The sequence below is a fragment of the Flavobacteriales bacterium genome (assembly GCA_025210295.1).
GTDB lineage: Bacteria > Bacteroidota > Bacteroidia > Flavobacteriales_D > Parvicellaceae > S010-51.
Genome location: JAOASC010000018.1, coordinates 38,269 through 64,518 on the forward strand (window position 1 = coordinate 38,269; position 26,250 = coordinate 64,518).

25 protein-coding genes and 1 tRNA gene are annotated in these 26,250 nt (G+C 32.4%); 13 read left to right on the top strand and 13 right to left on the bottom strand.

The window, feature by feature from the left end:
• Positions 1 to 20 precede the first annotated feature (20 nt).
• The 4 genes from N4A35_05730 to rbfA are packed head-to-tail and all read right to left on the bottom strand — an operon-like array spanning position 21 to position 2,775.
• A complete protein-coding gene (locus N4A35_05730; GenBank protein ID MCT4580901.1) occupies positions 21 to 1,241 on the bottom strand; it encodes an alanine dehydrogenase in 1,221 nt (406 codons plus the stop codon).
• The gene (tsaE, locus tag N4A35_05735; GenBank protein MCT4580902.1) at positions 1,238 to 1,663 is read right to left on the bottom strand and encodes a tRNA (adenosine(37)-N6)-threonylcarbamoyltransferase complex ATPase subunit type 1 TsaE; all 426 of its coding nucleotides are present in this window, start codon (positions 1,661 to 1,663) and stop codon (positions 1,238 to 1,240) included. The genes N4A35_05730 and tsaE overlap by 4 nt, the downstream gene beginning before the upstream one ends.
• Positions 1,663 to 2,433 carry a class I SAM-dependent methyltransferase gene (locus N4A35_05740; GenBank protein MCT4580903.1) on the bottom strand — a complete coding sequence of 257 codons (771 nt, stop codon included), beginning with the start codon at positions 2,431 to 2,433 and terminating at the stop codon, positions 1,663 to 1,665. The genes tsaE and N4A35_05740 overlap by 1 nt, the downstream gene beginning before the upstream one ends.
• A gap of 3 nt (positions 2,434 to 2,436) precedes the next feature.
• Positions 2,437 to 2,775, bottom strand: coding sequence for a 30S ribosome-binding factor RbfA (gene rbfA / locus N4A35_05745; protein MCT4580904.1), 339 nt, complete (start codon positions 2,773 to 2,775; stop codon positions 2,437 to 2,439).
• 177 nt (positions 2,776 to 2,952) lie between these two features.
• Between rbfA and N4A35_05750 the strand changes: the two genes are divergently transcribed.
• Both N4A35_05750 and N4A35_05755 read left to right on the top strand, forming a co-directional pair.
• A complete protein-coding gene (locus tag N4A35_05750; GenBank protein MCT4580905.1) occupies positions 2,953 to 3,240 on the top strand; it encodes a hypothetical protein in 288 nt (95 codons plus the stop codon).
• Positions 3,240 to 4,178 (top strand): 2-dehydropantoate 2-reductase, encoded by a 939-nt coding sequence (locus N4A35_05755; GenBank protein ID MCT4580906.1) that lies wholly within the window; start codon positions 3,240 to 3,242, stop codon positions 4,176 to 4,178. The genes N4A35_05750 and N4A35_05755 overlap by 1 nt, the downstream gene beginning before the upstream one ends.
• Here N4A35_05755 and N4A35_05760 read toward each other — a convergent pair.
• Together N4A35_05760 and N4A35_05765 are read right to left on the bottom strand one after the other, a co-directional pair.
• A complete protein-coding gene (locus tag N4A35_05760) occupies positions 4,153 to 5,037 on the bottom strand; it encodes a UbiA family prenyltransferase (GenBank protein MCT4580907.1) in 885 nt (294 codons plus the stop codon). The genes N4A35_05755 and N4A35_05760 overlap by 26 nt on opposite strands.
• Positions 5,038 to 5,049: 12 nt before the next feature.
• On the bottom strand, positions 5,050 to 5,997 hold the full coding sequence (locus N4A35_05765) for a mevalonate kinase (protein MCT4580908.1): 948 nt from the start codon (positions 5,995 to 5,997) through the stop codon (positions 5,050 to 5,052).
• A gap of 138 nt (positions 5,998 to 6,135) precedes the next feature.
• Between N4A35_05765 and N4A35_05770 the strand changes: the two genes are divergently transcribed.
• The 3 genes from N4A35_05770 (at position 6,136) to N4A35_05780 (ending at position 9,407) form a co-directional block, all read left to right on the top strand.
• Positions 6,136 to 7,275 carry a hypothetical protein gene (locus N4A35_05770; protein ID MCT4580909.1) on the top strand — a complete coding sequence of 380 codons (1,140 nt, stop codon included), beginning with the start codon at positions 6,136 to 6,138 and terminating at the stop codon, positions 7,273 to 7,275.
• A 144-nt stretch (positions 7,276 to 7,419) separates the two neighbouring features.
• Positions 7,420 to 8,970 (top strand): peptide MFS transporter, encoded by a 1,551-nt coding sequence (locus N4A35_05775; protein MCT4580910.1) that lies wholly within the window; start codon positions 7,420 to 7,422, stop codon positions 8,968 to 8,970.
• A 35-nt stretch (positions 8,971 to 9,005) separates the two neighbouring features.
• Positions 9,006 to 9,407, top strand: coding sequence for a YchJ family metal-binding protein (locus tag N4A35_05780; GenBank protein MCT4580911.1), 402 nt, complete (start codon positions 9,006 to 9,008; stop codon positions 9,405 to 9,407).
• Here the strand turns inward: N4A35_05780 and N4A35_05785 are convergent.
• The 4 genes from N4A35_05785 to hisS form a co-directional block, all read right to left on the bottom strand.
• Positions 9,404 to 11,113: a hypothetical protein gene (locus N4A35_05785; GenBank protein ID MCT4580912.1), complete on the bottom strand. Its 1,710-nt coding sequence runs from the start codon at positions 11,111 to 11,113 to the stop codon at positions 9,404 to 9,406. The two genes, N4A35_05780 and N4A35_05785, sit on opposite strands and share 4 nt — an antisense overlap.
• Positions 11,097 to 11,525: a hypothetical protein gene (locus N4A35_05790; GenBank protein ID MCT4580913.1), complete on the bottom strand. Its 429-nt coding sequence runs from the start codon at positions 11,523 to 11,525 to the stop codon at positions 11,097 to 11,099. The genes N4A35_05785 and N4A35_05790 overlap by 17 nt, the downstream gene beginning before the upstream one ends.
• Positions 11,526 to 11,637: 112 nt before the next feature.
• Positions 11,638 to 12,444 (bottom strand): ion transporter, encoded by an 807-nt coding sequence (locus N4A35_05795; GenBank protein MCT4580914.1) that lies wholly within the window; start codon positions 12,442 to 12,444, stop codon positions 11,638 to 11,640.
• 42 nt (positions 12,445 to 12,486) lie between these two features.
• Positions 12,487 to 13,854 carry a histidine--tRNA ligase gene (gene hisS, locus N4A35_05800; protein MCT4580915.1) on the bottom strand — a complete coding sequence of 456 codons (1,368 nt, stop codon included), beginning with the start codon at positions 13,852 to 13,854 and terminating at the stop codon, positions 12,487 to 12,489.
• A 248-nt stretch (positions 13,855 to 14,102) separates the two neighbouring features.
• On the opposite strand from hisS, the gene N4A35_05805 reads away from it, so the two are divergent.
• Positions 14,103 to 15,275: a cysteine desulfurase gene (locus N4A35_05805; GenBank protein MCT4580916.1), complete on the top strand. Its 1,173-nt coding sequence runs from the start codon at positions 14,103 to 14,105 to the stop codon at positions 15,273 to 15,275.
• Positions 15,276 to 15,344: 69 nt separating this feature from the next.
• On the opposite strand, the gene yaaA is transcribed toward N4A35_05805, so the two are convergent.
• From yaaA to N4A35_05820, 3 genes are all read right to left on the bottom strand, one after another.
• Positions 15,345 to 16,112, bottom strand: coding sequence for a peroxide stress protein YaaA (gene yaaA, locus N4A35_05810; protein ID MCT4580917.1), 768 nt, complete (start codon positions 16,110 to 16,112; stop codon positions 15,345 to 15,347).
• Positions 16,113 to 16,121: 9 nt separating this feature from the next.
• Positions 16,122 to 19,085, bottom strand: a complete 2,964-nt coding sequence (locus N4A35_05815; protein MCT4580918.1) for a hypothetical protein — start codon at positions 19,083 to 19,085, stop codon at positions 16,122 to 16,124.
• 69 nt (positions 19,086 to 19,154) lie between these two features.
• Positions 19,155 to 20,483, bottom strand: coding sequence for a DEAD/DEAH box helicase (locus tag N4A35_05820; GenBank protein ID MCT4580919.1), 1,329 nt, complete (start codon positions 20,481 to 20,483; stop codon positions 19,155 to 19,157).
• Positions 20,484 to 20,808: 325 nt separating this feature from the next.
• Between N4A35_05820 and bamD the strand changes: the two genes are divergently transcribed.
• The 7 genes from bamD (at position 20,809) to N4A35_05855 (ending at position 25,860) form a co-directional block, all read left to right on the top strand.
• Positions 20,809 to 21,630 carry an outer membrane protein assembly factor BamD gene (gene bamD / locus N4A35_05825; GenBank protein MCT4580920.1) on the top strand — a complete coding sequence of 274 codons (822 nt, stop codon included), beginning with the start codon at positions 20,809 to 20,811 and terminating at the stop codon, positions 21,628 to 21,630.
• A 5-nt stretch (positions 21,631 to 21,635) separates the two neighbouring features.
• Positions 21,636 to 21,956 carry a DNA-directed RNA polymerase subunit omega gene (locus N4A35_05830; GenBank protein MCT4580921.1) on the top strand — a complete coding sequence of 107 codons (321 nt, stop codon included), beginning with the start codon at positions 21,636 to 21,638 and terminating at the stop codon, positions 21,954 to 21,956.
• Between the two features lie 3 nt (positions 21,957 to 21,959).
• The gene (coaBC, locus tag N4A35_05835) at positions 21,960 to 23,162 is read left to right on the top strand and encodes a bifunctional phosphopantothenoylcysteine decarboxylase/phosphopantothenate--cysteine ligase CoaBC (protein MCT4580922.1); all 1,203 of its coding nucleotides are present in this window, start codon (positions 21,960 to 21,962) and stop codon (positions 23,160 to 23,162) included.
• Positions 23,163 to 23,167: 5 nt separating this feature from the next.
• A complete protein-coding gene (locus tag N4A35_05840) occupies positions 23,168 to 24,082 on the top strand; it encodes a DUF4835 family protein (GenBank protein ID MCT4580923.1) in 915 nt (304 codons plus the stop codon).
• Positions 24,083 to 24,085: 3 nt separating this feature from the next.
• A complete protein-coding gene (dapA, locus tag N4A35_05845) occupies positions 24,086 to 24,979 on the top strand; it encodes a 4-hydroxy-tetrahydrodipicolinate synthase (GenBank protein MCT4580924.1) in 894 nt (297 codons plus the stop codon).
• Positions 24,980 to 24,981: 2 nt separating this feature from the next.
• Complete coding sequence (locus tag N4A35_05850) at positions 24,982 to 25,758, top strand: M48 family metallopeptidase (protein MCT4580925.1); 777 nt, start codon at positions 24,982 to 24,984, stop codon at positions 25,756 to 25,758.
• 28 nt (positions 25,759 to 25,786) lie between these two features.
• Positions 25,787 to 25,860 (top strand) — tRNA-Arg (locus N4A35_05855).
• Positions 25,861 to 26,250: the final 390 nt, after the last annotated feature.

Genomic DNA, 26,250 nt, shown 5'->3' on the forward strand with positions numbered 1-26,250 from the left:
AAAATGGTTATCGAAAAATTTTAAAAAGCACTAATTAATAAATCCAAATCTTTATAAGGAAGGGTAAACGTTTCTCCTAAGTAAGAAGAGGTTAATGTTCCGTTATAAATATAAACCCCATGTCTAAATCCTTTATTGACCCTAATTAGTTTTTCACAGCCACCTCCATCGGCGATATCTAATACTAAGGGAGCAAAAATATTGCTTAAGGCATAAGAAGCAGTTCTTGATACTCTTGAAGCTACATTAGGCACACAATAGTGGGTAACTCCGTGATCAACGAAAGTTGGTTTCTCATGTGTGGTAACTTTAGAGGTTTCAAAACACCCTCCTTGGTCTATACTCACATCAATGATAACAGACCCATCTTTCATGTTTTCAACCATTTCTTCTGATACAACACAAGGAGTTCGTCCATAAGAAGCCCTTAAAGCCCCAATAGCAACATCTGCTCGCATCAATGCTTTCTTTAGTACTTTTGGTTGAATAACTGAAGTAAAAATGTGTTGACCTAAATCACGTTGAAGTCTTCTTAATCGGTAAACAGAGCTATCAAAAACTTTAACAGAAGCTCCTAAAGCTAACGCACTTCTTGTCGCAAATTGACCAACTGTTCCAGCTCCAATTACCACAACTTCTGTTGGAGTAATCCCTGCTACACCACCGAGCATTAGTCCTTTTCCTTCATTGACATTACTTAATAATTCACCGGCAATTAAAATAGATGTAGTGCCTGCTATTTCACCCATAGATCGAATAATAGGAAAAATACCTTCTTCGTCTTTAATATAGTCCCAAGCAATAGCAGTAATTTTTTTCTCCATCAATTTACGCAAGGTATTGGCAGGTTGTACCGTCAATTGTAAAGCAGAAAATAGAGTTTGTTTATGTTTCATCATCTCAATCTCCTTAGTAGATGGAGGAGTGATTTTTAAAATAATATCAGCTTCATATACTTGTTGCGTAGAATAAGCTATTTCAGCTCCTGCTTCACTATAATCTCTATCAGAAAAATTAGCATGGCGTCCAGCATTACTTTCGATCAAAACTCGATGCCCATTGTTGATGAGTAAAGAAACTGCTTCAGGAACTAAAGCTACACGATGTTCTTGAAATTCGGTTTCTCTCGGAATTCCAATAAATAGACTTTGTCTTTTCTTTCCGATTTCTAGCATCTCCTCTTGTGGTAAAAGAGCAGCTTCTCTAGCTAGTGACTTTAAGGCATCTCCAGATGTGATCATAGTGTTATAGTTATTTGTCTATTAGTATTCGATAAGGTTTTTATCGTTACCTTTATATAGTTTTGTGGTAAAAGGTTGCTTATTTTCTCAGCCCATTCTACAAAGCATATACTACCATTATACAAGGGCTCATCTAATCCACTTTCAAGAGCTTCTTCTTCATCTTCTATACGATAAAAGTCAAAATGGTTTATTTCTCCAAAATCTTCAGAATAATAAGTATTTACAATACTATATGTTGGACTAGATGGTTCGTCTTCTATATTTAAATATTGGCAAGTTTTTGAAATAAGTGTTGTTTTCCCAGCCCCCATTTCTCCATCAACGACAAAAATGGTATGGGTAGAACAAAGTTTTTTTATTGCTAGAGCAACTTGGTCTAGTTCCTGAATACTGGCAATATTAAAAACTTGTTGTTGCATTATTTTTTACGTACAATATACAACATTTCTCCTTTTTGAAAACGATATCTTTGATATGTTTCTTCATCTAACTCTTTTGTAAAGTCATATTCTTCAACTTCAAAGCCTGCTGAACGCAAAACATTGGGATAGTTAGAACCATATAAACGAACATGGTCGTATTGTCCAAAATGTTTCTCTCGCTCTTTGGGATCTGTAATGCTTGGATCTTCATAGGTGGTATCCCTTGAAGTATCAATCGGTACTTGAAAAATTCCCCAACCTCCTGGTTTCATAATTCGTAACAGTTCTTTCATACATTGAACATCATTGTCAACATGTTCCATTACATGATTACAAAAAATAACATCGTATTGGTTATCTTCTAAAGGAATATTATGTAAATCAAAATGAAGATCAGCTAATGGAGACTCTAAATCTCCTGTAGTGTAATCAATATTTTTTTGATTTCTAAAAGTTTTATAAAAGCATTGTTCAGGGGCAATATGCATGACTTTTAAATTGTCTGTAAAAAAGTTGGATTTTGTTTTTAAATAAACCCACATTAGACGGTGTCGCTCTAAGGTCAAATCGTAGGGGCATAGCACATTATCTCTTTGATGTTCATTATACCCATAAGGAAGGAATTTTTTGAATTTCTTTTCACATACGGGACATTCGACATTGTCTCCTTTGAATATAACAGGTGCGAAAAATTTAAATACGTAACTTAAACGTATCAATAACGGTCTAGGGACAGTATTTAAAGCAAATTTAACAATCTTTTTCATTGCTTACTTCTTTAAGAGTTGCTCAATTTCCATAGCATAATCTAAGGAATCATCAATGTAGAAATTTAAATCAGGTGTTTTTCTTAGCTGCTTTTTTATAACTTGACTTAGCGCATGTTTAATTTTAGGCTTGTTATTTTGGATGCTTTCCAATACAGCTTGTTTGTCTTTTGCTCCAAAAATACTTAAGTAGACTTTAGCAATAGACAAATCCGGAGCTACACGAACAATTGTAACACTAACCATGGCTCCCATACAGTAGTTACGAGCCTCTCTTTGAAAAATAATACTTAATTCTTGCTGTATTAGTTCTGCTATTTTTTCTTGTCTTATACTTGCCATAAGGTGACAAATGTACAATTCTAAACGTTAATTTAAAAAGATTTTAACCATTCAGTAGCTAATAATAACCGTTTAGTCGTTTTGTTTCTAGTGAAAACCAATTTTGCTTATATTTGTATACAATCAGGTAATTCTTTATTTATGAAAGCTCCGCTATTAAAAACCCGTTTTTTTAAGTTGAAAAGTGCTCGGCAGTTCGATTATATTCCTATGTATTATGATGCCGATAAAGAGCGTATGGAAGAACGTAAAGCTAGAATAGCTAAGGAATTAGAATTGTCTAATGAGTCTATGTCAAGAGAAGCGTTAAGTCTACGAATGAAATTTGATAAAAATCATGCAAGAAGGCAATCAGCAAGAAGAGAAACTTGGTCTTCAGTACGTTTAATTGTTATTCTTTTGATTTTAATTTTTGTTTGTTACAAAATCTTTATCAATTTGGAGGGAGTTATTGCTGTTCTTTAATGGAAACTAAAATTGGTATATTAGGCTTGGGAGGAGTAGGCGGCTATTTTGGTGGTTTATTGGCCAAAGCCTATAAAAATGATACTCGTGTAACGATTAGTTTTATTGCAAGACCAGCTACTTCTTCGATTATTCAAAAGAGTGGATTAAGATTAATTACTCCCGAATCAGAAGAGGTTGTATATCCAGCAGTTATTTCTAGTAATAGCTCAACAATTGGTCATTTAGATGTTATAATTGTTGCGGTTAAGAGTTACGATTTAGAAGAAGCGATTCTAAGTATTAAGGATTGTATTTCTGAAAAAACGATTATTTTACCTTTATTAAATGGGGTTGGAGCCAAAGATATTATTGAGCAGTTTTATCCAGATAATTTAGTGTTAGATGGTTGTGTTTTTGTCATCTCCAAAATTTTAGAAAAAGGGGTGATTGAGCAAAAAGCCGGGAAAGGGATTTTGTTTTTTGGTAGCTCTAAAAAAGACGCACGCTTAGAGTATTTGCATGAGTTGTTTTTGGGTGCTGGAATTAAGGCTAAGTATGCTCCCAATATACAAGAAGTAATATGGGGGAAATATCTATTTATATCAACCTTAGCAAGTATTACGAGCTATTTAGATATAACTACAGGAGAGCTAATTGAAAATGAGACTTATTTAGGTTTATTTAATAAACTTTTGGATGAGTTTAAGGCAGTAGCTGATGCTCATTCAATTTATTTGTCTGATACCATTAAAGAAGATACGATTCGAAAAGTAAAAGGACTTCCGTATGCAACAACAACATCAATGCAACGTGACTTTCAACAAGGTAGAAGAACAGAATATTTAGCATTAACAAAGTATATCATTGATTTAGGAGAACAAGTTGGAATTCCTACCGAGACTTATAAAACCGTATTACTAGCGCTAGAAGCTAAATCAAACAGATCGAAAAAATAGATAAGCCAACGATTACTTTATAAACGGTATTGATACGATCAAAGTGCTTGGGAGTTTTTGCCTTAATTAAAAGAAGTAAGCTAATAAATATGAGTAAGATTGAGGTATAAAAAAAATAAATCACTTTTGTATTGATAATTGATGGGAGGTTAAAACTTATGAGTAGCAATGTAGTTAACATTAAAAATAAGATAATATATTTTGTTTTTCTTATTCCTAAAACAATAGGAAGTGACTGTTCCCCAACAATTAAATCACCTTTTAAGGAAACCATTTTCTTAACAATTTCTCGAGTTAGTGTTATCGCAAATATAAATCCACTGTAAAGAAAAAAAGTACTGTTAATGTTGGGGTAAACAATGCTGAGGCTAATAAACGGTAAAATAGTTAATATAGCAGCTGTAATTTCAGCAAGTAATGTTATTTTTCTCAAACGGTGGGAGTAATACCACAACAAAAAAGAAAAAAAGAAATTGAATAGCAAAACGCGCCACCCCAAAAAAAAGCTAAACAGTAGTCCTAAAAAAACAAAGAGTACATAGGTGTTAATGCAGGTTCTTTTACTGATAATCCTTCCAAAAATAGTTTCATTAGGACGGTTAATGATATCCTTTTCAAAATCATAAAAAGCGTTAATAAGATAACCAGCTTGTATAAAGAAAGAGATTGCAAAAATTTCTAAATAAATTCTACCGTCATTAATGATTTCTTTCCAACCAATTGGAGTATTAATATTTAACAAGAAAATAGACGATAACAACAACGCGATACCAACCAATAAAACGTTATACCACCTTACAAGTGATAATAAGGCTATAAGCTTAATAATGGTAGTAGATTTTTGATTGGGAGCGGTCATAAGCGCACAAATTTAAAATTTGTGTATCACAGCTAAATCGTATGCAGCTAGTTTTGTTTTGGCTTTATCTATATCTTCAGTAAAACCTAAGATAAAACCGCCACCTCCCGATCCACAAAGTTTAAGGTAGTAGGCATTACTATCAATTCCTTCTTGCCATAATTTATGGTAAAGGTTAGGAATCATTGGTTTAAAATGTTCTAATGCAAGCTTAGATAAATTCTTAACGTTGGCTAAAAGAGATTTTCCGTCCTCTTGCAAAAAAGCATTGATACTTGCATCATTATACTTTTTAAATTGATTACGAATCATGTTTCTAAACCCTTCTTCTTTTAAACGGTCTAAAAAATGTTCTACTAAAGGTTGCGTTTTTCCAACCTCACCAGTGTTAAGTAAAAAAATAGCTCCTTTGTTTTCCCTTTCTTTAGGTAAACCTACGGTATTTAATTCTGATTTGGACTTGATTAAAATAGGTAAGTTTAAATAACAAATTAAAGGGTCTAGTCCAGAACTTTTTCCATGAAAATAACTTTCTAATGCTCCAAAAATAGTTTTCAAAGTTAAAATATCTTCATTGGTTTTTCCCTCAATTTTGTCAACAGCATATTTATCATAAATCGCCGCGACAATTGCTCCTGAACTTCCCACTCCATATCCCTGAGGAATAGATGAGTTAAAAGCCATTTTTTGTTCTAGATCAGCCTTAAAAGCTGCCAAATCAAGTTGACATGGCAACTTGCCAGTTGAAGCTAGTTTTGCTAAGTGTAAGTAAAATTTGCGTAGTTCACCATTAGAATCTTTAAATTCTAAATTGTCGGAATCTTCAAAAACAAATGATCCTTGATAGTTGTTATAAGGGATCGACAACCCCATAGAATCTTCGATAATTCCATATTCTCCGAAAAGTAAAATCTTTCCGTAAAAAAGAGAATCTTTTAATGAATTCTTTAACTTACTCATCTGTTTTTGTGCCAATTAAAGTTTTCCAAATATACTGTAAAAAAATGATTCTTTATAATTCCTATTATTTTTAATCCCTAATCAAATGTTAATTTCTTATAAATAACGAATAAAAAATATTTAGTAATTTCGGATGCAATGATCAACGAGCAACATCAGTTTTATATTCTTTCAGAACTTTTTATCTCATTAATAGGAGGGATTCTACTGTTGGCTATTTGGTCAGTTGTTCAACGGAATTTTAAGAATAAATTAGTCAATGAAATCAAAGTTAAACGGGTAGATAAAGGCTTGGTATACTTGAGTTTATCATTGTTTGTGTGGAGTTGTTCAAGTCTGGTTACACTTTTTAATTTGTCTGAGTTAAGTGATGGAGGTATTGTTTTAATTAGTCAAAATATATTTTCGATTTTAAACAGTTTGTTTTTGGTGCTAGCTCTTTATTATTTAGATAATTCACCAGCGTTTTTATATAATAATAAGCAAAATACTAATTTATTAATTCTCTTTTTTATCTTACTTTCTCTCATTTCTTTAGGTTTATCTGTTGGAATGAATGATCGTTTAGGGACAAATGGCGTTAAGTATAGTGTAATTCCAGATATTATTTTATCAGGAGTATTATCATGGTTTTTAGGTTTTTCATTATTTAGAACATTTGTAAATCGCAAGATGAAATTGGTAGCAATGATTACTGTTGTTGTTATCTTGTTGTTATTTGTTTCTCAGTTACCATCAGTTTTTTATGTAGAAGCTTTTGGCTTTACTAGCGATTTAATGAAAATAATAGCTAAAACTGGATTAATATCTATTTTTTTAGTTTTGGGAACAAGTTGGGGACTAGCATTGGCGCAACTGCCTAATGCGCAACAAATGAAAATATATTTTACTGATTGGAACCAAATAGTATTGTCTATTCCGTCAAAGGGTATAGATAATAAAAAGGTAGAATTTGGAAGTAAAACAACACAATTTAATAATTTTCTCAAGTTTGCTATTCGTAGAAAGTTCGCATCTGAAAAAGAAATGTGTATTGAAGTAGTTAGTGGTGGTGAAATTTCTAGCCAAACATATTTGTCTCGCATAGTTGAAAATATCAATCAAATTTTAAAACTAGAGGGTGAGAATAAGTTAAATCGCAACGACCTTTTTACTTTCATTGGACAAGGGCAATACCGCCTTCGATTTTTACCCAATTCTATCGAAATAGATTCTGCATTATTGACTGAATTTGTTCATAATGCCAAGAATTCTAATTATCAAGCCTTTTTAAATTAGAGTGTTATCTATTTGTTGTTGAGTGGTTTATGTAAAATACAAAAAATTACAATTCCATAAATATTATTATTTTTTATCACATCCTTTTTTTTTAGGGGCCTTAGTTTGCTACTTGCATTCGATGATTAATTTAAATCGAATGTTATGAGCAATATACAAAGTAAACAACAAGTACTTTGGGGACATCCTAAAGGATTATTTTTTCTGTTTTTTGCAGAATTATGGGAGCGCTTTTCTTTTTATGGAATGCGAGCATTATTAATATTATATATGACAGAACACTTGTTGTATAGTGATGAATTCTCTTTTGGTGTTTTTGCTGCTTATGGCTCATTAGTGTATGTAACTCCGTTGATAGGCGGAGCATTGGCAGATAAACTATTAGGCTATAAAAAAGCGATAATTTTAGGAGGTGTTTTAATGGCTGTTGGGCATTTTGTGCTGGCAGTAGAGCATCCCATAGCTTTTTATTTGGCGTTAGCCTTGTTGATTATTGGAAATGGATTTTTTAAGCCTAATATTTCTTCTTTTGTAGGGGCATTATATGCGCACGGTGATCATAGAAGAGATGCAGGATTTATGATTTTTTATATGGGAGTTAATATTGGAGGTTGGATAGCTCCATTATTATGTGGATGGCTTGGTGTGACCTATGGATGGCATTATGGTTTTGGATTGGCAGGTATAGGAATGTTGATAGGGTTATTGGTCTTTCATCAAGCAGTAAAAAAAGGAGTCTTTTTAGGAAAAGGAAATGTGGTTAATCATGAATTGTATAATAGAGAGTTTGGGTTTATAAAAACAGGTAGCTGGGTTACAATAGGAGCCTTATTAATCGTCCCAATAATAGCTTTATTGATTCGATTTAATGAATATGAACATTATTTGGTGGGAGTTGTTTCCGTAGGAATATTAATTGTTTTGATAACTATTTACTTAAAATCCACCCAAAGAGAAAGGGGACAACTATTAGTGATTATATATTTTACAGCATTAGCATGTTTGTTTTTTACAGCTTTTGAACAAGCTGGGTCCTCGCTTACATTGTTTGCGCAGCGCAATGTTAAGTTAGTATTTATCAATGCCTCTCAATCTAATAGTTTAAATTCTGCTTATATTGTATTACTAGCATTACCCTTTTCATGGTTATGGACCTATTTATCAAAAATCAATCGAAACCCTAACTCTCCTTTGAAAATGGGATTAGGTATGTTGCTGGTAGGATCTGGGTTTCTTATTTTTGGCTATTCAGCACAGTTTGCAGATAGTGAAGCACAAGTTCCAATGCTGTTTTTAGTTGGTGGAATATTAATTTATACACTAGGAGAATTATTACTATCACCAGTTGGGCTTTCAAAAGTAACAGAACTAGCTCCTAAGAAATATTTATCTTTTTTAATGGGAGTTTGGTTTTTAGCTTCCTTTTATGGACATTTCATAGCTGGAAAGATAGCAAAATTAACTACGGTTAAAGAAAGTGGAAGAAACTTATTTGATGACGGGGTCTTTCAATATATAACTCCTTTTATAACAAGTTTTGATTATAACGAATTACAGGGAAAGGGAGAAGAGTTTTTACAGCTTTATTCATACGTATCTGTATTTTCTGGTATAGGGGTAATAACTCTTTTGGTGGGTGGAATAGCTATTTTTTTAGCTCCTCTCATTCAACGGTTAATGGCAGGGGTTAAATAGTTAGTGTATTGTGCTAATTTTTTATTTTTGTAGCCATGTCTATAGAAATAAAAAAGAATTGTCCATGTGGTTTGCCTAGTTCTTACTATGATTGTTGTGCTAAAATACATGAGTCGATAGTCAATGCTGAAACTGCTGAACAATTAATGCGCTCAAGATATACGGCTTTTACCCAAGCAGATGGTGACTATTTAATGAAAAGTCACCATCGTTCAACTCGGCCATTATCTGAAAAGAAAGCAATTGTAAAATGGGCTAAATCTGTTGAGTGGATTAAGTTAGAGGTCTTAAATACTACTCAAGGATTACAACATGATAACCGTGGTACAGTTGAGTTCAAAGCTTATTTTAAAGATAAAAGAGGGATTCAATATATACATGAACATTCTCAATTCATCAAAGAAAAAGGTGTTTGGTACTATATTGATGTTGTTTAATTTTGAGCTTTAATTGTTTCAAAAATAAAATTAATAACTTCAGTAAGTTCTTGAGGTATAACACCATTAACATTAAACACTTCCTGCTTTAAAGATCCATTATTCCAATATGAAACAATGGCATTTTGCTCATCATTAGCAATTATCTCTTTTAATGAATTTTGATAAACTAGTCGACGGAATTGTTCTTGATTAATTTTGTGAAATATTTTTACTTTAGTATCGATACTAATAGTACCTGAAGATTGATTTAATAATGTTTGACTTTCCTTACTACTTGAAAATTTGTAGTGGCCATCACCATATAACGTTAATTGATAATCTTCTGAATCTGGATCACCAGGAGTTAGTTGTAATTCAAGTATGACATCGGAAGGTTTATAATCATATTCTAATAAATGGAATATGTAATTGATAATCTCCATAGTTCCGGGTGTCATGGAGTGGCCATGCCCAGACATTTCTTTTTTTAGCGTTCCATTATTCCAAAGAGAAATACTAGTAGAGGGCCCGTCGTGAATAATTTGTGTTTTTTGTTTTTTAGGGAAGTCCGTCAATTCCTCTTCGTTAAAAATCCCAGCTTTTTTAGCCTTTTCAAATATTTCGTTAAGCTCTTCTTTGCTTAGTCTTTTTTTATTTCCTGGACCATAAATAGTGGTGATACAAGTACCATCACCTAAGATTGATAAATTTTGATGCATCGAATTGGGGCCTCCTTTAGTTCTTGTTATTTTGATGATTACATCAGAGTCAGTATAGTTTATTTCTTCAAACAAAGAAGATGGAGCAGGGGCATGGAAACCATTTCTTGTTTTTCCAGTTTTTGTAAGGATTAAATCTACCAAATTTTGAACTGATTCAGGCATAGGGTTACCATACCCAAATTCACCTTGTTTTAGATAGCCATCAGACCATATTGCGACATTGGTTTGTTGTCCATCATGAACAAAGGATAACGGTTGATTGTTAGCGGTAATATCTTTAAAATGAATAGCTTCTGCTTTTTTTAGAATTTCGTGTACACTCGTTTGAGGGATGGAACCTATTTCGCTGTTATAAGTGTAGGTTCCATTTCCTAAAATCGAAAGTTCGTAGTCATCACTTCCTGGTCCTCCTGGTGTTAATTGAACTTTTATTACTAAATCTGTGTCTTTATAATCGGTTGTATGCATAATTTTTAAATCGTCGTTTGATTTGTTAGTGGTTAAACTCCCATGTTTTACAAGGTATTTTGTAAAATTGGGATTGAAATGAGTTAAATGATAGTTTCGATAAACATCAGATAATTCGACGGAACTTCCGTCTTTAAAAGTGAACGTTAAATTCGATATTGGTTCTCCTTGATTGAACTTGTTGTTGGGTTTGTTTTTGACTGTTTTTTCGATGAGTTTTTGGTCTTTTTCTTGAATCGCTTTAAGGTATTCATATAATTTTACTGTATGATTAATTTCACTTGTTGTCAAAAAAGTATGGACAGTTTCTTTATGTTTTTCATTGCATTCTAGGCGAAAGGTCCTTACTTCTTCATAAGGTCCCAAACTTGGGTTAGTATGTTCTAGTCTGATCGTTTGAATAGCTATGGGGGCTACTATTTCATTTTGAGCTGTAGAACTGCATGCCAATACCGGAAAACAAGCTACTATGGATATCGTTTTAATCAATTGATTCATAAATAAGGAAAGGTTAATGCTATAATCGCGCTTCACCAAACATAGTGTTATCTTCTTTGGTAATAGAACCATTGGCAACCATATATTGGGTAAACTCAGGATAAAAATTAGTTAAAGAATAACGTCTATACACATCACTAATTTTAATTGTTTTTCCTGTTTCAAAATGAAAGATTAGGTTAGAAATTTGTTCTCCTTGGTTTAAAGCATTTTTGGGAGCGTTTTCTTCTACTTTATTAACAGGTTCATGATTTTCTTCAAGTTGGTTATTTAAGTAATCAGCCAAACTACAAGTGTTGTTGATTATAGCATTGCTTATAAAAGTACTGATTTCTTTTTCTGTCGAAGAATTAGCGGTAAGTGTTACGGTTGTGATAACTTCGTGGGGACCCAAAGAAGGGTTGGTGTGCTGTAATTGAATTGTTTTTATTTTCATTATTTTATTCATTGTTATGTTAATCAATACAATTGTATGATTAAAAGGTTCATTTTTTCTACAAAGAATTGTATAGATACGAAAAAACAATAAAATGATAAAGAAGAAATAAGAGAACTTAAGCTTAAAGTTTTTCTCCGCAATATCTACAGTGAATAGCGTCGACATCGTGTCCGTCCATAGAACAACTTTTACAAGCTTGAGTGCTTATGTTTTTATCATCATTTTTCACGATTTCTGCACTAACAATACCTGTAGGAACAGCAATAACTGCATATCCGATAATCATGATGATAGAAGCGATAAATTGCCCCAATACTGTTTGTGGAGCAATATCTCCATATCCTACAGTAGTAAGCGTTACAATAGCCCAATATATACTTCTTGGGATACTAGTAAAGTCACTATTAGGTGTTGTTCCTTCTATAAGGTACATTACCGTTCCTAGGATAAAAGTTAAGCTAAGTACAGCAAATAAGAAAACAATTATTCGGGCTTGACTAGCCTTTAAGGCTTTTACTAATGTATTAGCTTCTCCAATAAAGTGAGCAAGTTTAAGTATTCTAAAAACCCGCAGCAAGCGTAAAGAACGAATGACAATTAAAGAACGTGAACCAACAATAAATAAACTCAAGAAAGTAGGTAGTATTGAGAGTAAATCTACCAACCCATAAAAACTAAGGATATATTTAAAAGGTTTTTGAATAGAAATAATTCTTAAAACGTATTCAATTGAAAAAAGAATGGTAAATCCCCATTCTAAAATCTCTAATTCAGTTCCGTAAATAGCTTTAATACTATTGACGCTTTCCAGCATTACTACGGCAATACTAATTAGAATAGCCCATAACAAGGTAATGTCAAATACTCTACCAGCGGGAGTATCAGCTTCATAAACGATTTCGTGTATTTTATCTTGCCATGGTTTCATGTCTATGTAATCCTTTTAAAAAGTGCTACAATTTACAAAGTCTTATTTTAATAATAGAGGCAATTTCTCTAAATTAAGCTCTTCTTGCTCACCAGTTTCCATGTTTTTAATTTTAAAAGAACCGCTTTCCAATTCATTATCACCTATAAAAGCAACATAAGGAATTCCTTTAGCATTAGCGTATTTCATTTGCTTCTTTAAGTTGGCGTTTTCAGGGTAATATTCAGCATGAATATTTTGTGCTCTTACAGTTTTTAAAATTTTCAACATTGAAGGAACGTTAGCTCCAAAGTTTGCAAATAAAACCTGAGTTGTTGAAGATTTAAATGAAGGAAAGAGGTTTAGTTCTTCCATCACATCATAAATTCTATCAGCTCCAAAAGAAATACCTACACCAGAGATGTCTTTTAAACCAAAAATACTTGTTAAATCATCATATCTTCCACCACCACAAATACTTCCCATGTTAACATTATTCGCTTTTACTTCGAAAATGGCACCAGTATAATAGTTTAACCCACGAGCTAAGGTTACATCAAATTCTAATTTTGCAGTTGATAAACCTATAGCTTTTACAGTGTCAAATACTTCTTTTAGTTCTTCCAAACCTTTTAATCCAATTTCAGAGTCCGTTAAAAGGGTTTTCATTTCTGATAAGATAAGCCCGATATCACCTTTTAATTGGAATAAAGGTTTTATTTTTTCTATAGCTTGTTCACTAATCCCTTTATTGATTAATTCATTAACAACTCCCTCTTCACCAATTTTATCTAATTTATCAATGGCAACAGTAATATCGATAATTCGGTCTGCTTCACCAGTAATTTCGGCAATACCAGTTAGAATTTTACGATTATTCACTTTTATTGTAAAATCAGGTAAACCAAGTTTAGTCAGTACCTCATCGAAAAGTTGAACTAACTCAACCTCATGTATCAAAGATTTACTTCCAATGATATCAGCATCACATTGGTAGAATTCTCTATATCTACCTCTTTGTGGTCGGTCAGCTCTCCATACGGGTTGTATTTGAAAGCGTTTAAAAGGAAAAGCAATATCATTTCTGTGTTGCACAACATACCTGGCGAATGGAACAGTTAAATCATATCGTAAAGCTTCAGCACATAAGGTGTGTTCTATTTTACCTTGAGATGGATTTTCTTCATTAGAAACATTGTTTAAGGCTTTCTTTAATTTATCTCCACGATTTAGAATTTTAAAAATCAAGTTATCCCCTTCTTCCCCGTATTTACCTGTCAACGTTTCTAGTTTCTCCATTGAAGGCGTCTCAATAGGTAAAAAACCAAAGTTGATAAACGATTTTTTGATGGTATCGAAAATATAGTTACGTTTTAAAATTTCGGTAGGAGAGAAGTCTCTTGTTCCCTTAGGTATAGATGGTTTGGCCATTGAGTTGCGTTTACACTAAATTAAATATGAAGTCAACAAAATTAAAAATATTTTTCATCTAATTGAATACTCTGCGAACAGATACGTTGATTTTTGTGTAAAGTCATTAGTTTTCTATTGATTCAATAATTATAATTAATGCCTACATTCCTCATTATCTAATTCACTCATTATCTCATTATCTAATTACATTAAGTATAGCTTTTCAATAATAAGAACTTTTTCTAATAGATAAATTGATAGTATATATGCTTAAGTTTTTTATTTTTGCAGCACTAGAATTACAACAAATTATGAACGTTTACTTAGACAACGCAGCAACAACACCAATGGCACCAGAAGTTTTTGATGCAATGGTTCCCTATATGAAAGAGCATTTTGGTAATCCATCTTCAACACATGCTTTTGGAAGAAAGACGAAAAATGCAATTGAAATGGCACGAAAATCAATTGCTACGACCTTAAATGCAGAACCATCTGAAATTGTCTTTACATCTGGAGGTACTGAAGCAGATAACATGGCTTTAAGGTGTTCTGTAGTCGATTTAGGAGTTGAACGTATCATAACAAGTACGATTGAGCATCATGCTGTTGGTCATACGGCAGAAAGTCTTATAGATACCAATAATGTAGAAGTTGTATATGTAAAATTAGATCAAAGAGGAAGTGTAGATATCGCTCATTTAGAGGAATTATTAAAATCAAGTGATAAGAAAACATTAGTCTCATTGATGCATGGGAATAACGAGATTGGAAATTTATTGCCATTGGATGTGGTCTCAAAACTTTGCCAAGAAAATGATGCTTTATTTCATTCAGATACTGTTCAAACTATGGGACATTATCGTTTTGATTTAAAAGCAATTCATATTGATTTTATTACTTGTGCAGCACATAAATTTCATGGCCCAAAAGGAGTTGGTTTTTTATATGTTAATAAAAAGAATAAACTGAATACATTGATGTTTGGAGGCGCTCAAGAAAGAGGACATAGAGGTGGAACAGAAAATCTATACGGAATTATAGGTTTAGGAAAAGCAGTCGAGTTAGCTTACGAAGATGTAGAAGCGCATCAAACGCAAATTCAAGGATTAAAGACCTATATGAAAACTGAATTATTAAAAATAAATGATCAGATTTCATTTAATGGAGAGGTAGAGGAGAATAAATCCTTATACACTGTATTGAACGTTTGTTTTCCAGAAAATGAAAAAAGCGGAATGTTTTTGTTTAGTTTAGATATTAATGGTATTGCTGCTTCAGGAGGAAGTGCCTGTTCTTCTGGTAGTAATCAAGGCTCTCATGTATTATCTGCTTTAGAGAAAACAAATCCTTGTCAAGCCATTCGTTTTTCATTTGGCCGTTATACAACTAAGGAAGAAATAAACTATACTTTAGAAAAGATTAAAGAAATGTTATAAATCATATCATAAAGGAAAATAAAAAAAGCGCTTATTCATTGAAAAGCGCTTTTTTTGTTTAATAATTGATTAACCCCTTGTAAAAATATACTCCTCTTCAGAAGACAAACGTGGGTTAAAGACATAACCATCTACATCAAAAGTTTTGATTTCTTCTTTGTTTTTTAGGTCGTTTTCGATGATATAGCGCGTCATTTTACCTCTAGCATTTTTAGCGTAAGTCATCACTGTCTTATAAGTACCATTCTTATTGTCTTTAAAGTTACAAGTAATGATTTCTCCAGTAATATTTTTTGCTTTTACAGCTTTAAAATATTCGTTAGAAGCTAAGTTGATTAAAATTCCATCATCAGCTTTTAATTCTTTATTGATAGCATCAGTTAGTTTATGGTCCCAAAACTGATAGAGGTTCTTAATTTTAGCACTATAATTTAAGCGAGTCCCCATTTCTAATCGATAGGGTTGAATTAAGTCAAGTGGTTTTAGTAAACCGTACAAACCACTCAGGATTCTTAATTTATCTTGAGCGATATCAATTTCTTTTTCTGAAAAAGAATCAAAATCTAAGCCCCTATATACTTCACCAGTAAATACATAACCTGCCTGTTTAGCATTAGTAGTGGTGAATGGTAGCTCCCATTCTTGATAACGCTGATGGTTTAAATCAACCAATTGAGGACTTAACTTCATCAGTTCTCCTAATTTCTTTTTAGAAAGTTTTTTTAATTTATTAATTAGGAGTTGACTTTCTTTTTCAAAAATATTTTGAGAGGATAATTCAGTAGAAATTGTTTTGTCAAAATCTAAAGATTTAGCAGGAGAAATTACAATTTTCATTTTAATTTATTATTTAGAAACAAATGTAAGTAAATAGTTTGTTCCTTGACTACTGCTGTCAACAGTAATTGTACCTTCAAGTTGATCAGCTAATGTTTTAATAAGGTCTATTCCCATTGATGTTGGGTTTTCCCAGTTGAAATCACTAGGGAGTCCTTTTCCATTGTCTCCAATATGTATGATTGTTTTTTTATCGTCGTGTTGTTTAATATTAATTTCTATGATGTTTCCAGTTGGATTATCAAATGCATATTTTAGAGAATTAGAGATAATTTCATTGACAATTAAGGCAAAAGGAATCAGTCCGTCTAATCCAATATGTATATTATCATCGATATTTAAATCTAAGTTGACTTCTTTGTTTACAGCATAACTTTCTTTAATATCGTTAACGAGGTTGGTAACATAAGTTTTGATATTTAGTTTTGAGAAGTCATTAGATTCATAGAGTGACTGATGAATCTTAGACATGGAAAGAATTCTGTTTTGACTTTCTTTAAACAAGGTTTTAGTTTCCTCATTGGTAGTATAATGTGCTTGAATATTAAACAATGAGTTAATAATCTGTAAATTATTTTTTACACGATGATGTATTTCTTGTAGTAAAACCGTTTTCTCTTTATTTTGTTTACTAATTTCTTTAGTTCTTTCTCTTACTTTATCTTCCAATTCTTCTTTAGAAACCCTTAGCGCCCTGTTTCTAAGGAAAACAAGGTTATACATGATTGAAATGATTAAAATTGAGCAAAGCAATACAAACCACCATTGATAATAAAACGGAGGTAGCGGTTCTTCAATCTTAACATAACAAGAAACAAAATCAGGAGTAGATTGACTATTTTTCGAAGTGGCTTTTACTTTGAATGTGTATGCTCCTGGAGGAATATTAGAGTATACTGCATAGTCGGCCCCCATATTGGTAAACCACGTCGAGTCAAAATTCTCTAACTTGTATGAATACTTTATTTCTGTAGAAGATTTGAGATCTATTCCTAAAAATTCAAATGTTAAATGATTTTTGTCAGCAGGAAGAATTAAGCTGTCAGGGATACCAAAGGCATTTTTATTCCCATATTGATAGGTTTCTTCAATGTTATTGAGGAATAATTTAATGTTGGTGAGGTATAAGGGAAAACTAATGTCATTTTTTGTCGTTTTTTTAGCTTGGTATTTGAAAATTCCTTTAATTGTTGCAAAATAAAGGTTTCCTTCTTGATCTTTAAAGGTTCCTCTAGTATTATTTTCGGTGCCATAAAATCCTTCATTTTTTCCAAAAAAGTTTATGGATTCAATTTCACTTTGCTTATTGAGTTTTATTTTATCTAAGCCTTTATTAGTTCCTACCCATAGATTGCCCTCATTATCTTTATTCATAAGGTATATAATTGTCGAATTTAGGCCATCTTTTTCAGTGTATGGTATAAATTGTTCGTTAACAAGCTTACTAATACAACGATCAGTACCTACCCATAAAATGCCATTGTCATCTTCTATTATACTCCCCACATAAGAGTTGCAAAGTCCATCGATGATGCTATATTTTCTAAAGTTACCCTCATAATATTTTAACAGTCCATCACTTGTTCCAAACCAAATAATACCTTTATGATCCTCATAAATGGCGTGAATCTGTTCATTGGATAATCCATTTTCATGATTGTAATTAGTGATTTTCTTATCCTGTATCATGGAGATCCCCTCGTTTGTTGCTACCCATAGTCTATCTTGTTTGTCGTAGAGAAGATAGTTTACAGCATTACTCACTAATCCTTGGGTTTTATCGATTGTATTAAATACACCATTTTTATATTGAACGATACCTTTTCTTGTTGCCAACCAGATGGTATGATCTGGTGTTTCAATAATACTAAACACGGTATTGTTTGGGAGGTGATTTTTAGAAGTGTAATTAATCACATCTTTCCCGTCGTAGACAAAGCAACCATTGTGGCTTGTTCCAGTCCATAAATTGCCTTTAGCATCTTTGAGTATAGCAAAGTTATTAGCTTTATTGAGCCCCTCAATATTAGAATAATTGATAAAAGGAGTTTTTATATACTTAAAGATCCCTTCTCCAATAACCCCAATCCAGATATTATTTTGTCGATCGCAAAAGAGGGAATTGATCGCACTAGAGGGGATTCCATTTTGATCACAAATATTCACTAATTCATTGTTAACGTATTTGTAAACACCATGATTGTTGGTAGAAAACCAGAGCGTATTATTTAAATCGTATACAATATTGGTAATCTGAATAGGTGAGGGAAGTAGGTGGTTAAATAAAAATGGAGTTAATGAATCTACACTGTTAATGCTGTAGATTCCTTCATTTTCTAAACTCACAATTAATTCATTATTAGGAGCCCATTTTACAGTTGTAATAAACTTTTGAGTTTGAAATAACTTTTGGGATTCTTTAGTCTCTGTATTTAAAGAGTATATTTCTTTCGAGGTAAAGTAGTAGATCGAATGTTTCTGATCATAGAAGAAGCCTTTTATTTTCTCCTGATTATGCGTGGAGACACTTTGCCATATACTGTCACTTAGATAATAAATAGCTTTATTTTTTGCAGCATAGATTATTTTTTTCTGTTGATCATAAATAATATGATGAAAGCCCGTTTCTTGATCAGGTAATTGATGAATTAAACCTTTATGATAATAAGAAAGAGGTCCCCAAGTAGAGGCAAAATATATTTTATGATCTTCTCCTTCTGTGATGTCAGTTACAATATTCCCTCCAAGATTGTTATTCTCATTAAAGTTTTCAAAGTGAACTCCATCAAATTTTGATACTCCACCACCAGTCGTGGCTATCCATAAAAACCCCAAACTATCTTGATAAATGTATGAAGCTTCAGATTGAGCCAACCCCTCAGTCACGCTATATTGAATAAGGGAATGCTGTTGTGCAATACTTGTTAAGGCATTGAATAAAAAAAGAGTAATAAGGGGTATAAGTTTATACATTAGAATAAGATAAGTTTTAAGCTTTAATATATAAATTAAATGTTGATTAATCGAAAAAAAATGACAAAACTACTTCTTTTTTCCACTTCTTTTCTTTGGTTTTTTATATTTAGCTTTAATTATTCTTCTGTAGCTTCCACCTAGGTTAACTTTTGTGTTTTTCTCTTTCTTGTCGTGAAAAGCACCTCCACCTTCTTGTTGTTTATGTTGAGGTAGGTAGTTTTTTTGATGAAAAGAGGGAAGCTCTTCATCGGTAAAGATGTTAGAAACTTCAACTTCTTCAGGGAAGTCAAGCATCTTGATGTTCTTATTCATCAAGTCTTCAATTTCATCTTGATACATTTTTTCTACTTCATTAATAAAGGAAATGGCAACACCTTTAGCTTCGGCTCTTCCCGTTCTTCCAATTCTATGAATGTAGTTTGCTGCATTATTTGGTAAATCAAAGTTGATTACATGAGATACTTCTCTAATGTCCATACCCCTTGCAATTATTTCGGTAGCAATTAGTATTCGATAAGTTCCATCCTCAAAAGCATCTAAAGTCCTAAATCTTAAATTTTGCGCTTTATTAGAATGAATGACACCAATTTGTTCAGGATAAATAGTGTTTAATGTTTCAAATAATCTATCTGCTAACTTTTTGCTTGCTACAAAGACCAATCCTTTAGTAATTGTCTTATTGGTATCAAGAATATGATTCAATAAGTTAACCTTAGTATGATAGTTAGGTACATCGTAGGCAAACTGATTAATCAGTTCCAATGGAGTTCCACTTTTTACAATTTCTATTTTGACAGGTTCTATAAAAAAATCATTAATAATTAATTCTATATCATCGTTTGTTGTAGCAGAAAATAAGATGTTTTGTCTACGTTCTGGTAATAAATCTAGAATATTCAAGATTTGTGGCCTAAAACCTAGGTTTAACATCTCATCCATTTCATCAATTACAAATTGTTTGATGTTTTTAAGGCGTAATACTTTTGTTAGTGCTAAATCTACCAACCGACCAGGGGTGGCAACTAAAATATCGACACCATCATAAACAACTTGTTTTTGGGTGTTGATATTTGTCCCTCCATAAACACCAGCAATTCTGACCGACATGTATTGCGTTAAACTTTTAGCTTCTTCAACGACTTGCATGACTAATTCTCGAGTTGGAACAATGATTAAAACTCGAGGTTGTCGTTGTTCAGAATATTTTAAATTCCTCAAGATCGGTAGTAAGTATGCAAACGTTTTTCCTGTACCAGTTTGTGCAACACCTATCATATCTTTGCCTGAAAGAATTAAAGGAAAAGCTTTTTCTTGGATAGGAGTAGGGTGCATGTATTCTAAATCTTCAAGAGCATTTAGAAGCGGTCTGGAAAGTTTTAAATCACTGAAGTTCACAATTGTAATTTTTGTGCAAAAGTAAACATAAAAATAAGCTTCTTTAAAAAGATGTTAAAAAGTCTTGAATAATATTAAATAAAGTTATCATTTGAAGTCCCTTTTACTTTAGAATATCGTTAATTTCTACTGCATAAGTCATGGCTATATGATAGAAATGGAACTAAGAAAGGAATAAAGGTTGTTATTTTATCACAATTTTAAACAACTTCAAAAGCAATTTATTGAGATTTGATACGTTTCTTATCCAAGATTATATATCTTCGCAGACCGAATCATGCTATGCTAATGCAAGTTTAATATTGAAATTGACAAGGATTTACAAATGGGAAAAAACATATTATTCATAATCACACTTGTACTGTCTTTAATTCTTGGAAGTTGTTCTGAGTATAATAAGATTTTGAAAAGTAACGATTATGAATTAAAATACACAAAAGCGGTAGAGTATTATAATGAAGGTGAATATTATAAATCTTTGCCTTTGTTTGAAGAATTGATGTCATTTTTTAGGATGACGGATAAAGGGGAGGACGTGTATTATTATTATGCACACAATCAGTATGCTCTTAAAGAATATTATATGGCTGCGTATTATTTTAAACGTTTTGCCAAAAGTTATCCCAATAGTCCAAAGGCACAAGAGTGTGCTTTTTTAGGAGCGATCTGTAAAAAAGAACTTTCACCAGAGTATAACCTAGATCAAAGCGAAACTTATGCCGCAATAGATGAGTTTCAATTGTTCATGGACAGGTACCCTAACAGTAATTTGGTAGACTCTTGTAATACTGAAATTCGATTATTAAGAGCGAAGTTAGAAAAGAAAAGTTATGAAAACGGAAAGTTGTTTTACCGAATGGAAAAGTACCGTTCAGCAGTTATTGCATTTAATTCAACTTTACAGACTTATCCTGACACCGATTACAAAGAAGAAATTCTATTTTTAATTGTAAAATCAAATTATTTGTTTGCAAATAATAGTATTGATTCAAAAAAAATGGAAAGATATGAGGAAACTATCAAATCTTATCATAAATTTGTAGATTCGTTTGGTAGTAGTAAATGGATCAAACAAGCTGAAAATTACTACAACTCAAGTGTAAAAGAATTAGCAAAATTAAAAAACAACCCAATATCTAACGAGTAAAGATTATGGCATATAGAGATAGCACAGCAGAAAAAACAACAATTACAAGAGATTTAGACAGCTTGTCGCAACCAGCACAAGGTAATATCTATGAATCGATTGTTGTCTTTTCTAAAAGAGCGAATCAAATTAATACTGAATTAAAAGAGGAGTTATCTTCTAAGTTAGAAGAGTTTGCTTCTTCTACTGATAATTTAGAAGAGATTTTTGAAAACAGAGAACAAATTGAGGTTTCTCGTTTTTATGAAAGACTTCCTAAGCCAGGAGCAATGGCAGTTCAAGAGTTTGAAGAAGGAAAAGTTTCTTGGAAAGCAAAAGAAAAATAATATATGCTTAACGGCAAAAAAATAATTCTTGCAGTTTCAGGAAGTATTGCCGCTTATAAAGCTACTTATATTATTAGAGATTTAATTAAGTTAGGGGCGTCTGTCAAAGTAATTATGACAGAGGCCTCTTGTAGTTTTATAACACCGCTTACTTTATCTACCTTATCTAAGAATCCAGTGTTGATTGATTTTACTAAGGATGATCAATCTGGTGAGTGGAATAATCATGTTGATTTAGGCTTGTGGGCAGATGCTTTTTTGGTTGCTCCTGCAACAGCTAACACGTTATCAAAAATGGTAACGGGACATGCTGATAGTTTCCTATTAGCAACGTATTTATCAGCCAAGTGTCCTGTTTTTGTTGCGCCAGCAATGGATTTGGATATGTATAAACACGGTTCAACAAAAGATAATTTAACAACGTTATCAGAACGAGGTAATTTTATTATATCTCCAGAAAGTGGTGAGTTAGCAAGTGGTTTAGTAGGAGAGGGAAGACTGGCTGAACCAGAGAATATTGTAGCGTATATTTCGGATTATTTTAAGAAAAATCAACCTTTACTAGGAAAGAAAGTGTTGATTACAGCAGGACCGACTTATGAACCCATTGATCCTGTCCGTTTTATAGGTAATCATTCTTCTGGTAAAATGGGGTTTTCAATAGCTCAAAGGGCACAAGAGTTAGGTGCCGAGGTAACCTTAGTTGCAGGGCCAGTAGCGTTATCCACTCCTAAAAATGTAAAACGACTAAACATTACAACAGCTAAAGAGCTGTTTAATATTTGTAAAGAACATTACAGTGATCAAGACATTATCATAATGGCTGCTGCTGTTGCCGATTATACTCCCAAAAATGTGGCGACGAAAAAAATTAAGAAAAGCGAAGATGATTGGGCGATTGAACTAGAAAAAACGCAAGATGTCTTAAAGTGGGTGGGAGCACACAAACAAAAGGAACAGTTTTTGGTTGGTTTTGCTTTAGAAACCAATAATGAGCGAGAGAATGCACATAAGAAATTAGTTAAAAAGAATTTAGATTTTATTGTCTTAAATTCTCTTCAGGATAAGGGCGCAGGTTTTAAACATAACACCAATAAAGTGACAATTATTAGAAAAGATAATAAAACATTAGAATTTGAGTTAAAGAGTAAAGAAGAGGTTGCTTCAGATATTCTAAATCAAGTTGTAGCGCTCAACAAATTGTAAAAACTATGTACAAGATATTATTGACATTACTTTCGGTTACTGGGATTATATCATTAACTCAAGCGCAAGAGTTAAATTGTCAAGTGTCCGTAATTGCCCCTACATTACAGGGGAACTCCCAAAATGAAGAGGTGATAGAACAATTAAAAGCAGCTGCTTTTGAGTTCTTAAACGAAACAAAATGGACAAACGATAACTTTAAGCAAGAAGAGCGTATAGAGTGCAATGTATTGATTAATATTTCAAAGGTGGTATCTACAGATACTTATGAGGGGAGTATTCAAGTATCATCCTCTAGACCTGTTTATAATTCAAATTATAAAACACGTTTGTTTAATCATAACGATGCGAACTTAAGGTTTACTTATATGAGAAATACGGCATTAGTATATACTCCCGATCGAGCTTCAGTTGGTGGTTTAGTCGACGTTTTGGCTTATTATGCATATATTGTTATTGGTATGGATTATGATTCTTTTTCTTTAAAAGGAGGAGATCCATATTTTTTAAAAGCACAACAGATTGTTTCTAATTACTCTAATAATACAGGAGATAAAGGATGGGGAGCTAAGTTTTTAAATAACCGTTTTCATTTGGTTAATAACTTGTTACAAGACATGTACTCTCCGTTGAGAAATTGTCATTATAACTACCATTTGGTAGGAATGGATAATTTATATGCTAAAAAAGAAGAGGCTGTAAATAAAATCTTAATGGCAGTTAAAGAAATTGAAAAAGTATATAAATCTCAACCAGGTTCATTTAATATTCAGTCATTTTTTAATGCAAAGTATGAAGAGTTAATCAATATCTTTATTGAGGCTCAGCCTGCAATTAGAGTGGAGGCTTACCGGGTGTTTTCTAAATTAGATCCTGGTCATATCACTCAGTATAATGCGATAAAAAGAGGAAAAAGGTAAGGAATGGAAAAGTTTAAAGGTTTAGGAGTAGCTTTGGTTACTCCATTTCAGGATAATGGAAGTGTAGATTTTGTTGGTTTACAAAAATTGGTAGAGCATCAAATAGCCAATGAGGTAGATTATTTAGTTGTTCAAGGAACTACAGGAGAAGTGGCGACATTAACTCCAGAAGAAAAGCAAGCTGTTTTAGATTTTGTAATTGAGATTAATAACAAGCGATTACCAGTAGTTTTAGGAGTAGGGGGAAATAATACAGCAGTAATTGTAAAGACTTTAGAGGAATTAAACACTAAAAATATTGATGGAATTTTATCGGTAAGTCCATATTATAATAAGCCTTCTCAGGAGGGAATTTACCAGCATTATAAAGCTGTAGCTAATGCAACTGATTTGCCTATAATATTATACAATGTGCCAGGCAGAACAATGAGTAATATGCTTCCTGAAACAACAATTCGATTAGCGAATGATTTTACCAATATTATAGCCATAAAAGAAGCTTCAGGTAATTTAGAGCAAGTAATGGATATTATTCAACGTAAGCCAGAAGATTTTTTAGTGATATCAGGTGATGATGCATTAACTTTACCGATGTTAGCAAGTGGGGGAGATGGATTAATTTCTGTAGTCTCTAATGCATTTCCTAAGCGAACAGCTGATTTGGTTCATACAGGCTTAAAGGGGGATTTTGAACAGGCACGACAAAAACATTATGAATTATTTGATATCATCAATGCTTTGTTTCAAGATGGAAACCCTGGAGGTGTTAAATTTGCCTTAACATTGTTAAACATATGTAAAAATAATGTACGTTTACCATTAGTTCCGGTGAATAAAAAAACGGAGGAAAAATTATATCAATTAATTGCAAATTTAGGAGAAACTTTAATTAGTTAATCATGAAAAGAGTACTTACATATTTAATTTTAGGTGTTGGGATTTTAAGCTGTTCGAAAGTTCCAATTACCAATAGAAGACAGACCAATTTAATGAAAGAGACCAATTTAATTGGAATGTCTAAACAACAATATTCAGAGTTTTTGGCTAGTGCTAAAGTATTACCGAGTTCTGATCCTAGGGCACAACGTGTCTCACGTATAGGAAACAAAATCAAAGATGCTACAGAGGCGTTTTTAAATAAAAAAGGGCATGCTAAGAGGCTAGAAGGTTTTGAATGGGAATTTAAAACTGTTCAAGAGGATATTGTAAATGCATGGTGTATGCCAGGAGGTAAAGTATGTGTTTATACAGCGATTTTAGATTTATGCTCTACAGACGATGAGTTAGCAGTTGTAATGGGGCATGAAATAGCTCATGCAATCGCTCGACATGGTAATGAAAGGATGAGTAATCAGCTTGTAATAAATGGAGTAAGTAGTGTACTTTCACCTCAAGATACGACCCAAGTTAGTATTTTCCAACAAGTATTTATGGGGTCTGCAACTTTAGGTATGTTAAAGTATGGAAGAAATCATGAAACTGAATCCGATAAATTGGGGTTAGTATTTATGTATTTAGCTGGGTATAACCCTGAAGCAGCCATAGGTTTTTGGGAAAAGATGTCAGCTTCAGGAGGTCAAAAACCACCAGAAATTTTTAGTACTCACCCAAGTGATGAAAGAAGAATTGCAGATATAAAAGAATTTTTAACAGAAATAGAGGTTTATACCAGATAATTTTATTATATTTGCCAACCGAAATTATGGCCTCGTAGTTCAACTGAATAGAATACCTGATTACGGCTCAGGCGGTTGCAGGTTTGAATCCTGCCGAGGTCACTAAGAGTAAAAAGCTAAGCACAAAGTGCTTGGCTTTTTGTGTTTTTAGACTGAACAGAACTTGTTCAAGTGAGGGATAATAACACAAAAAGTCTAATCCATTGATAATGGATAGCTTTTTATTCGGAATTTGGAGCCCAAAGGTTCATAGGATAATCCTGCCGAGGTCAAAACGTGAAATCCTAGTTCTTTAGTGTTATGATTTTTTTGTTTTAAAACTTTTTCTGAATCTGCTCAATATTTAATAGGAGAGTATTGAGCTAGAAAGTACAGTATTACTATAAAAATGTAAATCTTAGTACAAAACTTAGTACATTGTTTTTTGAAATGTATTTGGTTTTAGAATGGCTACAGTAAATTTAGTTTTTAATAGAAGAAATAAGTTAAATA